Source organism: Brevibacillus thermoruber 423 (assembly GCF_000454065.1).
Classification (GTDB): domain Bacteria; phylum Bacillota; class Bacilli; order Brevibacillales; family Brevibacillaceae; genus Brevibacillus; species Brevibacillus thermoruber.
The window spans coordinates 181,191-193,750 of record NZ_ATNE01000001.1 but is presented as its reverse complement, the minus strand read 5'-3'; the positions used below and the strand labels follow the sequence as shown (position 1 = coordinate 193,750).

The window sequence follows — 12,560 nt, the reverse complement described above, 5'->3', positions numbered from 1 at the left end:
TCTCCCGTCCTTTCCTCTATAATGAATGAGGATTGGAGGAAAGGCCTATGCTCAAAGCGAAAACACGCTGGCAACTGGCCGCGTATGACGAGAAGCTGGCGGACGAGATTGCCCGGGAATGTGGATTGTCTCCGCTGATCGCCAAGCTCCTGGTCATCCGCGGCATCGATTCGCCGCAGCGGGCGCGTGCCTTTCTGGAGGCAGGACCGGAGTTGTTTCACGACCCGTATCTACTGGACGGGATGGAAGAGAGCGTGCACCGGATTCGCCGGGCGATTGAGCGGAACGAACCGATTTGCATTTACGGCGACTACGATGCGGACGGTGTCAGTTCCACGTCGTTGATGGTTCATGTCATGCGCCAATTGGGCGCTGTGTTTGACTGCTACATCCCCAACCGCTTTACGGAAGGATACGGTTTACATAAAGATGCACTGGCCCACCTGCAGGAAAGCGGTTACAAGCTGATCGTCACCGTCGACACCGGCATCAGCGCGGTGGAGCAGGTGGCCTTTGCCAATCAACTGGGGCTGGACGTCATCGTGACGGACCACCACGAACCTCCGGCAGTTTTACCGGAGGCCTTTGCCGTGATCAACCCGAAAAAGCCGGGCTGTTCGTATCCGTTTGACATGCTGGCTGGCGTCGGGGTGGCGTTCAAGCTGGCCCATGCGCTGCTGGGAGAGCCGCCGCTCTATCTGGCCGATCTCGCCGCGCTGGGCACGATCGCCGACCTCGTCCCGCTGGTGGATGAGAATCGGGTTCTCGCCCGTCTCGGGCTGCAGCGGCTCAATCAGACCCGCAACATCGGACTGCAGGCGTTGATCCGCGTCTGCGGTCTGGCGGACAGCGAATTGACTGCGGGCCACGTCGGCTTTGCCCTCGGGCCTCGTCTCAACGCAGGCGGCCGGCTGGAGACGGCGGAAGCAGCCGTGAAACTGCTGACGACGCAGGATCCTGAGGAAGCGGACCAATGCGCCCGCATCCTGGATAACCTCAACCGGGAGCGGCAGGAGCTGGTGCAGGCCATCACCGACGAGGCCGTGCAGATGGTGCGCGAGCAGTTTCCCCTGGACGAAAACCGCGTGCTCGTCCTCGCCAAGGAAGGCTGGAACGTCGGGGTGGTCGGCATCGTCGCTTCCCGGCTGGTGGAGATGTTTTACCGGCCGACGATCGTGCTCGGCATTGATCGGGAAAAAGGAACGGCCAAAGGATCCGCCCGCAGCATTGCCGGTTTTGACATGTATGAAGCGCTGACGGCGTGCAGGGAATGGCTGCCCCACTACGGCGGGCACACGATGGCGGCGGGGATGACGCTGCCGATCGAGAATCTCGAGCCGCTCCGCGACCGGCTCAACCGGCTGGCCGCCGAGTGGTTGACGGAAGAAGACTTCGTGCCGCTGACCAAGGTGGATGTCGCCCTGGACCTCGCGGAGATCAGCCTCGACACGGCAGAGCAGTTGGAACAACTGGCGCCGTTCGGGATGGGCAACCCCACGCCGCTGGTGCTGGTGCGGGATGTGGAGGCAGCCGGCATGCGCACGATCGGCCGGGACGACAGCCATCTGAAATGCTCGCTCTGCAAGGAGGGCGGCAGCGTGGACGCGATCGGTTTCAACTGGGCCCATGTCGTGAGCGAAGTGACGCCGAAAGCGCGGTTTGAGGTGCTGGCGGAGCTGTCCGTCAACGAGTGGAACGGCCATCGCAAACCGCAGCTTACGATTCGCGATCTCGCCGTGCCGCACAGACAGGTCTTTGACTGGCGGGGGTGCCGGGACAAACAGGAAAGGTGGCGGCAGTTGGCCGCCCGGCACGAGATGCTGACCGTCCTGTTCCGGCGGGAAAGCTACGAGGCGCTGGCCGCCGGCTTGGCCGCGGCGGAGCAGCCGGGAAGGCTCCTGGTCGTTGCGGATGACGCGTGGGACGGTCATGTGCCGGCCCTGCCGACCGTCGTCCTCTACGATCTGCCCAAGCGGCGGAGCGACCTGAACAGGGTGCTGGCCCGCCTCGAACAGGCGGAGCGGATCTACTGCCTGTTCGGCGATCCCGATCTGGGGGCGGAGCGGCTGTCGTGTCCGGGGCGGGAGCAGTTCAAGGCGCTGTACCAGTTTTTGCTGCAGGTCCCCTGCGTCCAGCGGATTCATTTGGACGCGTTGGCCCGTCGGTTGAAGCTGAAGCGGGATGTGTTGGACGGCATGCTGGCCGTGTTTGCGGAACTGGAGTTTGTCCGCTCGGACACGGAGAGCTTCCGCCTGCAGCCGGAAGCGCCGAAACGGCCGCTGGAAAGCTCCCGCTACTATGCGGAGTGGAAGGAAGAGGCGGAACTGGCGACGGAACTCCTGCTTTCCTCGTACGACGCCCTGATTCACCATTTTCAACAACAGGTGGAGACTGTCACCTGGTAGGAGGAATTGTTTCATGGACTTTAAATCATACATTCGCGTGATTCCTGATTTCCCTCAGCCGGGCATTCGCTTCAAGGATATTACCACCCTGCTGAAAGACGGGGCTGCCTACAAAGCGGCGATTGACGAACTGGCCCAGTTTGCCCGCGAGATGCAGGCTGACGTGATTGCCGGACCGGAAGCGCGCGGTTTTGTTGTAGGCGCTCCGCTCGCCTATACGTTGGGCCTGGGCTTCGTGCCGATCCGCAAATCCGGCAAGCTGCCGTACGAGTCGATCAAGGCGGACTACAGCCTGGAGTACGGCAAGGACGCGCTGGCTGTACACGTTGATGCCATTCAGCCCGGGCAGCGCGTGCTGATCGCGGACGATCTGCTGGCGACCGGCGGCACGATCACCACCACGATCAACCTGGTCGAGCAGTTGGGCGGCAAGGTGGTCGGCGCTGCCTTCTTCATCGAGCTCACCTATCTGGACGGACGCCAAAAACTGGGCGACATTCCGGTCAAGTCGCTGGTTCAATACTAGCAGCGTTGCTCTCTGTCCCTCGCAGCGGACGGAGAGCTTTTTTTCCTTGGCCGTAAGGGCGTCAGGCAGCCGCCGCTGCCCGATTGTGGTCCTATTCACGGTTCCTTCATACTTTGCGGGGAGAATCACCTTTACAAGGCAAACGACTTACAAGATAATAGTATGAAATAGACGTGTTGTATCGATTCCACCCTTACGACGAGATGGAACGGTTGAACCGGCTTCGTAGGAAGTTTTCTGTATGAGAGGATAAGGGAAGGGAACTATGAGCACCGGCGTTGAAGAAGTACTGAATAAAGCAAGTAGCTATTTGTCCCAAACCGATCTGGACCTGATTACGCGCGCCTACCGCCTGGCGGAGCAAGCGCATGAAGGTCAGGTGCGCAAATCGGGTGTTCCGTACATCATGCATCCGATTGCCGTCGCGGGGATCCTCGCCAACCTGCACATGGACGCGGTGACGATCGCCGCCGGCTTTTTGCATGACGTCGTGGAAGATACCGACATTACGCTGGATCGCATTCGCGAAGAGTTCGGTTCGGAAGTGGCTCTCCTGGTCGACGGCGTGACCAAGCTGGAGAAAATCAAATACAAGTCCAAGGAGGAGCAGTTGGCGGAAAATCACCGCAAGATGCTGGTGGCGATGGCCCAGGACATCCGCGTCATCATGATCAAGCTGGCCGACCGCCTGCACAACATGCGGACGCTGCGCCACATGTCCGAGGAAAAACAGCGGGAGATTTCCGACGAAACGCTGGAAATCTTCGCGCCGCTGGCTCACCGGCTGGGGATCGCTTCCGTCAAGTGGGAGCTGGAGGACACGGCTCTGCGCTACCTGAATCCGCAGCAGTACTACCGCATCGTCAACCTGATGCAGAAAAAGCGGGCCGAGCGGGAGGCGTACATCAACGAGGCGGCCGACACGATCAAGGAGAAGCTGAAAGAGCTGAACATCGAGGCGGAGATTTCCGGCCGGCCGAAGCACATTTACAGCATCTACAAGAAGATGACCAAGCAAAACAAGCAGTTCAACGAGATTTACGACCTGCTGGCGCTGCGCGTCATCGTCAACGACATCCGCGACTGTTACGCGGTGCTGGGCATCGTCCACACGCTGTGGAAGCCGATGCCGGGCCGCTTTAAGGACTATATCGCGATGCCCAAGGCCAACATGTACCAGTCCCTGCACACTACCGTGATTGGGCCGAAAGGGGAGCCGCTGGAAGTGCAGATCCGCACCTGGGAGATGCACCGAACGGCGGAGATCGGGATCGCCGCCCACTGGGCCTACAAGGAAGGCAAGAGCGTCGTGCAGGGCTCGTTTGCCGAAAAGCTGGGCAACCTGCGCGAGATCATCCAGGGCGGTTCCGAGGAGGCGCCCAACGCCCAGGAATTCATGGAGTCGCTGAAGCAGGACTTGTTCTCCGACACGGTGTTCGTCTTTACCCCAAAAGGAGACGTGGTGGAACTGCCCAAAGGCTCCGTGCCGCTGGACTTTGCCTACCGGATTCACTCGGCGGTCGGCAATCGCACCATTGGCGCCAAGGTCAACGGCAAGATCGTCCCCCTGGACTACGCGCTGAAAACGGGCGACATCGTCGAGATTCTCACCTCCAAGCATTCGTACGGCCCCAGCCAGGATTGGCTGAAGATCGCCAAGTCGGCCCACGCCCGCAACAAGATCAAGCAGTGGTTTAAAAAGGAGAAGCGGGAAGAGAACGTCGCCAAGGGGCAGCAGATGGTGGAGGCGGAGATCAAGGCCCGCGGCTACGACGTCAAGGAGGCGATGACCGAAGCCAACCTGAAAGAGGCGGCGGCCCGCTTCAACTTCCAGGGGCACGAGGACATGTTCGCCGCGGTCGGCTACGGCGGCATCACCGCCGCGCAGATCGTGACCCGGCTGATCGACAAGCTGCGGCGGGAGCGGGAGGAGCAGAACCCGCCCGCACCGGAGTACAAACCGAGCTCGTCCCCGCAGGTCGTACGCAGCGAATCGGGTGTAAAAGTGCGCGGCGTGGACAACCTGCTGGTGCGGATATCGCGATGTTGCACGCCGATCCCGGGCGATCAGATCATCGGCTTTGTCACCCGCGGCCGGGGCGTATCGGTTCACCGGCGCGACTGTCCCAACGTGCTGACGGAAGAGTGCGTGGAGCGGCTGATCGACGTGGAGTGGGATGCCGATGCCAAGCACAACTACAACGTGGACATCGAAATCACCGGCCAGGACCGCAGCGGCCTGCTCAACGACGTGCTGCAGGTCGTGGCGGAGACCAAGACCAACATTGCCGCAGTCAGCGGCAAGGCGGACAAAAACCGCCTCGCCACGATCCACATGACCATTACGATCAGCAATGTGGCTCACCTGCAAAAAGTGGTGGAACGCATCAAAAGCATCAAAGACATTTATTCCGTTCGGCGGATTTTAAGCACCTGATCACGAGAGATTGGGTGCTCTTCATTTGGGAGAGAAGGGAGAATCATGCATGCGCGTAGTGGTACAGCGCTCCAGGGAAGCAAGCGTTACCGTAGGGGGAGAGATCGTCGGACAGATTGAGCACGGGCTGGTGCTCCTGGTCGGCATTACCCATGAGGACACCGAAAAGGACGTGGAGTTTGTCGCCGACAAAATCGCTCACCTGCGCATTTTTGAAGACAGCGAGGGAAAAATGAACCACTCCGTGCTGGAGCGGGAGGGACAGATTTTGTCCGTCTCCCAGTTTACCCTGTACGGGGACTGCCGCAAGGGAAGGCGGCCCAACTTCATGGCGGCGGCCCGCCCCGAACAGGCGGAACCGCTGTACGAGCTGTTCAACGCCAAGCTGCGGGAAAAAGGGCTGCGTGTGGAGACGGGCCGGTTCGGCGCGATGATGGAAGTGCGTTTGGTCAACGACGGCCCCGTCACGCTGATCGTGGAGTCGTGACACTTCCACGGCGGGAGGTCCGGGTTAATCGCGAAGCGTACGGGAATCGGAGAGGGGGATGGCGGTGGGACGGGAAGCGTTGGTGATCGGCGGGAGCGGCATGCTGGCCGGGGTCTCGCTGTGGCTGGAGGAAGCGGGATACCATGTGGCCGTGATCGGGCGAGACCGGAAGAAGCTGCAGGCCCTGGCGGAGCGATCCGGCAGGCCGGAGGGGTTCTCCCTGCTGCCGGTCGATTATCACCAGACGGACCGGTTTCGGGAAGCGGTCGCGTCACTGGTTCGCGAGCGGGGCGGAATCGATCTGGTGGTCGCCTGGATTCACTCGACCGCTCCCCACGCGCTCCCGGCGGTTCAGCAGGAACTGTCGGCGCAACGCAGGACATGGCGGCTGTTTCACGTCTGCGGCAGCCGCGCCTACAAGGAACCGCCCCGCGTCGCCGACGTGCCCAACTGTTTGTACCGGCGGATTCTGCTCGGGTTTCGGCTGCAGGGAGACGACTCCCGCTGGCTGACCAACGAGGAGATCGCCGCCGGCGTCCGTGCGGCGATCCAGGGCGACCGGCCGTTCTCGGTCGTCGGCCAGGTGGAGCCGTGGGACAGGCGGCCCGTGTAAAGAGGAAACGAAGCCGAGCCTAGCTCGGCTGTTTGTGTTTCAACACCATGTGCACAGCCTCCACCACCGCTTCCGGCCGCACATCCGGGATCATGTGGGCGGTGCCGGGCAGCACCACCAACCGGGAGTGGCCGATCTCCCGATGCAGGCGGCCGGCTTGCAGCGCGGGGTGGAACGGATCGGCATCGCCGACGACGATCACGACCGGAGTGCGGATGTCGGCGTATCGCGGCTCCCACTGCGGGACCGTCCGGACGTAGGCCAAAATGTCTTCGCGATTGGCCCTCAACTGACCTGCCTCGACCACAAGGCTCTGGCTCGTTCCAGGTAGCCCGGCGGCACCGGGTCAGGGGAAAATGCGGCCGTGACCATCGGTTTGGCGAGCAGCCGCGCCAACGGCGAAAGCACGGTGTTGGCCAGCAGGCCGCCCAGCCAGGGAACGCGCAGCAGGCGGCCGATCAAGAGGTCCGCCGTTCCGGCCGGGTAGGCGTCACCCGCGTAGGCCCCCGGTGCCAAAAGCACAAGGCCGGCGATCTCGTCGGGGTAGGCCAAGGCGTAGGCGAGCGCGAGCGATCCGCTCCACGAATGGGCCACCAGGACGGGCCGTTCGGCCTTGAGGACGGACAGCGCCTCCCGCAGCAGGCGGGCCTGAACCGCAGGCGTCGCCATGTCCCGCCGGGGCCGCTCGCTGTAGCCGTAGCCCGGCCGGTCAAACGCGATGGCCCGGAAGCCCACTTCTGCGGCCAGCTCCAATACCCCGGCGTAATCGCAGGAGGAGAGAATCCCGCCGTGCAGCAGCACGACCGGCTGTCCCGCCCCCTGACAGACGTAGTGCAGGCGCAGTCCTTCCGCCGTGACGAATGATCCACGCGGCGGAAAAGCGTTTTCGGCGCGGCGAACCTCCCGTTGATTGTGCGCATAAAGCGCCAGCATGACCGCCGCCACCCCCGTGATCGCACACATCCCCATCATCCCCACCATCCCTTTCTATTCGTTTTACATACGTAAACGTATGAGAATAACGTACCAATCGGTATGTGGTTGCTGAAAAAAACCCGTTTGCCTTTCAAACGGGTGCAGTGGCGTCGTCCGCCGAGGGCTGCAGGCCTTCCCAGAGGACTCTGGACAGCTCGGGCACCACCTGCTCAAAGCGGATGCGGTCCGGATCAATCAGCCAGCCCAACAGCAGGCCGTTGATCAGCGCCTGGAACAGAACGGCCAAGGCGCCCGGGTCGCAATCGCGTTTGACGGCGCCGCTTTCCTGCAGCAGCGCGATGACGCCGCTAACGCCGTCGATGATCTTTCCGTACGCGGCCCGCAGCGCTTCGCCGACCGCCGGATCACGGCTGGCGGTGACAAATTCGAAAAACAGCATCGGATTGCCCTGTCCCTCCTCCACGCAGGCAAACTGCGACTGCAGCATGCGGGCGAGCCCCTGCGCCGGAACAGCCGAATCGAGGGCGGACCCCGCCTGCCGCGAAAGCACCTGGAGCTGCTGCGTGAGGTTCTTCTCGCACAGGGCGGCGAACAGATCGCTCTTGCTTGAAAAGTGCCAGTAGACGGCTCCCTTTGTCATTCCGGCGTCGGCGGCCACCTGCTCCAGCGACGCTCCGGCATACCCTAGCCGGGCGAATACGCGGGCGGCCGCATCCAAAATGCTCGTCCGCGTATCGGCCAGCGACGGCGCGCTGTCCGCCTGCTGTTGGTCCAGCCAGGCTCTCATCTCCTGCTTGCTGCCGAAGTGGCGTCTCACCGCTGTCCAGTGGACGCCGGCCGCTTTCGCCACATCGGCGAAACTGATTTTGTCAAAAGGGTGGCGGGCGGCCAACCGACGGGCCGCTTCCATGATTCGTTCGCGTGTCGTCATCGTATCTCTCCGACCATGTATTCATTCCATACTGATGAGTATGTCTTCAGCATAACGGTTGCATGAAATGGATGTAAAGGAAATGGTTTCCTTGCATCGCGGACGAACAAAAAACCCCCTTGCCGCTTTCCGGATTGAAAACGGCCAAGGGGGTTCTCAGGTTATCCTCCCTGAACGTTCTGGGAGGCGAAGTACTGAAGGATGCCTTTGTACAGCCCTTCGGCAGCCAAATCCTGCTGTTTTTCGGAACGAAGCCGGATTTCTTCGTTGTAGTTGGAGAGGAAGCCGATCTCCGCCAGGATGGACGGAACCGGATTCTCCCGCAGGACGTAGTAGTTGCCGAACCTGGACTGCAGGTCCTTGTAGCTGGTCGCCTTGACGATTTCGCTTTGCACCAGCGAGGCGAGCTTGCTCGAATTGCCCTTGTTGTAATAAAAGACAATCGTGCCGTTGGTCAGCGTGTTGGGATGGGTGTTGTGGTGGATGCTGACGAAAATGTCCGCGTTGTTTTGCACGGCAATGTCCACGCGCTGCTGCAGCGTCAGCTTGCGGTCGTCGCTGCGGGTCATGATCACCTTGGCGCCGGCCGCTTCCAGCTTGTTTTTCAGCAGCAACCCCACCTGCAGGTTGACCGTCTTTTCCAGCGTGGAAAAGCTGGAGCCGGTCGCTCCGGTGTCGTTGCCGCCGTGGCCGGGGTCGACCACGATCACCTTGCCGACCAGTTCGTTGCCTTTGATGACGGGGGGCATGCCCACCGGAGCCACCAGCCATCCGGCGACGTAGCCCGTCGAACCGTCGCGCAAGGTGATCTGGAACCAGTCGCCTTCTTTTTTGACAATCGCGTATTTTTCTCCGGTCTGTACCCGTCTGACGATGCCGTACTGGGTGCCGGGACCGGAGCGGATGTTGGTGTCCGGGTTCAAAATGGTGACGTGCGGACCGGACATCGCCGGCTCCTGCACGCTGATGAGCCAGCCGGCTACCCAGCCGGTTTTGCCGTCCGGTGTCTGGACGCGGTACCAATCTCCCTGCTGCTCCAGAATGGTCAGCGTGGTCCCCAGCTTCAACGTCCCCAGGACGGGGCTGGTTGTGCTGGCCTGGCCGCGCAGGTTGAGACCGTCCGTCTGGACCGTGGCCGTCTGCTTGGCGGGAGCTTGCGGCTGTCCGGAGCCGCTGTCAGGCGCGGGCGCACCGGTGTCCGGAACATTCTGCGGCGGATTCGGATTCGGCTGGCCGCTGCCGGCGGCGGGAAGCGGTGTCTGGACCGTTCCCTGCTTGGGAATCCAGGCGTTGACGCCGCCGTAGGGAAACTGGATCCACCCGTTCTGTTCCGCCAAAACGGTGATGATTTCGCCGTCGTGAAGCTGTCCGATGGCTGGCTGCGCGGCGTCGGGAGCGGGGTAGACGTACGGCGCGTAGTCCAGGATCAGCTCGCGTCCCTGCTGATTCGGCTGTCCGCCAGGGGGCGTCACCGGTGCACTGCCGGTTGCCTGTCCGCCGGGGGGCGTCTCCGGCGCGCTGCCGTTAGCTTGTCCGCCGCTTACGCCGCCGGGCGCCGCCGTTCCTTGACTGGCGGCGGGGTGCTCGGTGACCAGCCAGCCGGCCACCCACCCTTTTTTCTGGGAGGGAAGCTGAATCTGCAGCCACTGCCCGCTGCGCTGCACGATCGGATACCGGGTACCCGGATTGATGGTCTGAATGACGGGAAACGTCTGGCCGGGGCCGGAACGCACGTTGAGGTTGGTCGTTTGGCTTTCCGCCTGCGGTCCCGCGCTCTGCTGGGCCACCGGTTTGACCAGCCAGTTGGCCACCCAGCCGGTGCGGCCGTCGGGAAGCCGGACGTTCAGCCACTCCCCCTGCTCGGCGAGGACGGGCAGGACGCTTTTGGCGGGCAGCGTGGTAAGCACCTGATCCTGCAGGCTGGGCCCGGACCGAACGTTCAGATTGTCCACGGTGACCTGGACGGAGCCGTCCGCCCACGCGGCGGATACGGGAAACAATACGGCGCAGACCGCAGCCAGGATGGTCCGCAGAAGCTTTTGTCGCTGAAACACAGTAGACATCCTTTCCATTGTTTTGAAAGTCGATCAATGCATGATTTGCCAGCTAATACCTTCTGCCTTTCCCCTTCTTTTTCCTGCATCATCCGACAAACTTCTTTGGCAATTGCAAATCGTTGCGCGCAAAGCGGCACACCTCGCTCCGCCTCGCTTATGCTTTTTCCCGGACGCGGCCATACTAGGGATTGGAGCATGCAACGAGAAAGCGAGGAGGACACAGTGAGACAATCCAACAAGGAAGCATTTGCCCAGGAAGCCAATCGGCGCCTGTTTTCTGTCGATTTCCACGATTTTCTGGAGAAAGAATCCGCGCTCACCGACGTGGAATTGTCGAGGGAATTCGACATCAGTGTGCGGGACGTACGGACATTGAGGCGAAAGCTGCACCCATGACTTGGCGTTTTTGCACCGGCCGATTCGGTTGACCCGGCTTTTCAGGTCGGATAAGATGAAGGGTGGCATACTGAAAAGCAGGTGGAACCGATGATACAAGTCAAATGTGAAGGACACGCATTCGAGCGGGAAATCGCCTTGATTCTCGCTTTGTTTTACGAAGACCCCGATATCGCCTACGTGGATGAATGGAGCGGCGGCGAGGGGATCCGCATCCGGTTGGCTCTGTCAGACAGGGACGGCAGTGTATCGGCGGAGGGCGAGCTGTTGGCCGGAGAGCGCCGGTTTGTCCACAGCGCTGAGAGACAGACTGCCGGCCTGGATGAGATAGGGAAGCGGAAAGTCGCCAAGCAGGCGGTCAGCTACGTCCTGCTGGTCATGCTGGAGGAGTTTACCGGCATGGAGCAGGGCTGGGGCATCCTGACCGGCATCCGTCCCACCAAGCTGCTGCATCATCTGCTCTCCTCCGGCGCCAGTCAGGAAGAAGCGCACCGCCGGCTGCGGCAGGACTTCATGGTCCGGCCGTACAAGCTGCGCCTGCTGCAGGAGATCGTCGACCGGCAGTTGCAGGTGGTGCCCGATTTGTACCGGATCGACCGGGAGCTGTCCGTCTACATCGGCATCCCGTTTTGTCCCACCAAGTGCGCCTACTGCACCTTTCCCGCCTACGCCATCCGCAGCCACACCGCCTCCGTCAATCCGTTTCTGGAGGGGCTGCACTACGAGATGGAGCGGCTGGGCGAGTGGCTGAGACGGCATGACATGCGGATTACCTCCGTGTACTTCGGAGGCGGCACGCCGACCAGCATTACAGCCGAGGATCTGGATCAACTGTTCGACAAGATGCACCGCTCGTTTCCGCACATGGCGGATGTGCGCGAGCTGACCGTGGAAGCGGGACGTCCCGATACGATCACGCGGGAAAAGCTGGCGGTGATGAAGCGCTGGAACGTGGACCGGATCAGCATCAACCCACAGTCCTTTACCCAGGAGACGCTGCACGCCATCGGCCGCCACCACACGGTCGAGGAGACGATCGAAAAGTACCATCTCGCCATGGAGATGGGGCTGACCAACATCAACATGGACCTGATCATCGGCCTGCCCAACGAAGGACTGGCCGAGCTGGAACACAGCCTGCGGGAAGTGGAAAAACTGATGCCCGCCTCGCTGACGGTGCACACCCTCTCGTTCAAGCGGGCGTCCGAGATGACGCAGAACAAAGAGCGCTACAAGGTAGCCAGCCGGGAAGAGATCAGCCGGATGATGGCGCTGGCGTCGGAGTGGACGAAAGCCCACGGCTATCATCCGTACTACCTCTACCGTCAGAAAAACATCCTCGGCAACCTGGAAAATGTCGGCTACGCCCTTGACGGCCGGGAGAGCATCTACAACATTATGATCATGGAAGAAGTGCAGACCATCCTGGGGCTGGGATGCGGCGCCGTGTCCAAGCTGATGGCGCCTGGCAGCGGCAAGTTGACGCGCTGGCCCAACCCGAAAGATCCGAAGACGTACAACGAAACCTACCGGACGCTGACGGAAGAAAAGCTCCGCGATCTGGACCAGGTCTACTTCGGGACGGCAGCCGCATCGGCAGGACAGGCGGAGTAACCGGTGGAAAAAGTTTTACCGAGCGCCTGTTGACGACCGATTGGCGGTTTGCTATGATTTTCAATAAGCTTTCATGCTAGATCGATTGTCTGATCTGATGACGGGAACAAGTACCCAGGAGACGGATAGCCAGAGAGGAAGCGCCGCGGCTGAGAGCG

At 61.6% G+C, this 12,560-nt stretch carries 11 protein-coding genes and 1 other annotated feature (1 of these 12 only partly in view); of the genes, 7 read left to right on the top strand and 4 right to left on the bottom strand.

Annotated elements, in window-relative coordinates:
- The first annotated feature begins 47 nt into the window (after positions 1 to 47).
- The 5 genes from recJ (at position 48) to M516_RS0100915 (ending at position 6,468) form a co-directional block, all read left to right on the top strand.
- Positions 48 to 2,405 (top strand): single-stranded-DNA-specific exonuclease RecJ, encoded by a 2,358-nt coding sequence (gene recJ, locus M516_RS0100935; protein WP_029097439.1) that lies wholly within the window; start codon positions 48 to 50, stop codon positions 2,403 to 2,405.
- A 13-nt stretch (positions 2,406 to 2,418) separates the two neighbouring features.
- Positions 2,419 to 2,931 (top strand): adenine phosphoribosyltransferase, encoded by a 513-nt coding sequence (locus M516_RS0100930; RefSeq protein WP_029097438.1) that lies wholly within the window; start codon positions 2,419 to 2,421, stop codon positions 2,929 to 2,931.
- Between the two features lie 265 nt (positions 2,932 to 3,196).
- Positions 3,197 to 5,368: a RelA/SpoT family protein gene (locus tag M516_RS0100925; protein WP_029097437.1), complete on the top strand. Its 2,172-nt coding sequence runs from the start codon at positions 3,197 to 3,199 to the stop codon at positions 5,366 to 5,368.
- 49 nt (positions 5,369 to 5,417) lie between these two features.
- Complete coding sequence (dtd, locus tag M516_RS0100920) at positions 5,418 to 5,855, top strand: D-aminoacyl-tRNA deacylase (protein WP_029097436.1); 438 nt, start codon at positions 5,418 to 5,420, stop codon at positions 5,853 to 5,855.
- Positions 5,856 to 5,913: 58 nt separating this feature from the next.
- Entirely contained in the window at positions 5,914 to 6,468 is a 555-nt protein-coding gene (locus tag M516_RS0100915; protein WP_238550889.1) for a short-chain dehydrogenase, read from the top strand.
- A gap of 19 nt (positions 6,469 to 6,487) precedes the next feature.
- On the opposite strand, the gene M516_RS24215 is transcribed toward M516_RS0100915, so the two are convergent.
- From M516_RS24215 to M516_RS0100900, 4 genes are all read right to left on the bottom strand, one after another.
- Entirely contained in the window at positions 6,488 to 6,757 is a 270-nt protein-coding gene (locus M516_RS24215; protein WP_051188055.1) for an alpha/beta fold hydrolase, read from the bottom strand.
- Positions 6,754 to 7,440: an alpha/beta fold hydrolase gene (locus tag M516_RS22480; RefSeq protein ID WP_051188054.1), complete on the bottom strand. Its 687-nt coding sequence runs from the start codon at positions 7,438 to 7,440 to the stop codon at positions 6,754 to 6,756. Before M516_RS22480 ends, M516_RS24215 begins: the two co-directional genes overlap by 4 nt.
- 94 nt (positions 7,441 to 7,534) lie before the next feature.
- Entirely contained in the window at positions 7,535 to 8,335 is an 801-nt protein-coding gene (locus M516_RS24210) for a TetR/AcrR family transcriptional regulator (protein ID WP_029097434.1), read from the bottom strand.
- A 161-nt stretch (positions 8,336 to 8,496) separates the two neighbouring features.
- Complete coding sequence (locus M516_RS0100900) at positions 8,497 to 10,398, bottom strand: N-acetylmuramoyl-L-alanine amidase family protein (RefSeq protein ID WP_238550888.1); 1,902 nt, start codon at positions 10,396 to 10,398, stop codon at positions 8,497 to 8,499.
- Between the two features lie 216 nt (positions 10,399 to 10,614).
- Between M516_RS0100900 and M516_RS25375 the strand changes: the two genes are divergently transcribed.
- Entirely contained in the window at positions 10,615 to 10,788 is a 174-nt protein-coding gene (locus tag M516_RS25375; protein ID WP_171565430.1) for a hypothetical protein, read from the top strand.
- A gap of 90 nt (positions 10,789 to 10,878) precedes the next feature.
- Positions 10,879 to 12,402, top strand: coding sequence for a coproporphyrinogen III oxidase (locus M516_RS0100890; protein ID WP_029097432.1), 1,524 nt, complete (start codon positions 10,879 to 10,881; stop codon positions 12,400 to 12,402).
- A gap of 88 nt (positions 12,403 to 12,490) precedes the next feature.
- Positions 12,491 to 12,560 (top strand) — a binding site (T-box leader); it runs 187 nt beyond the window's last position.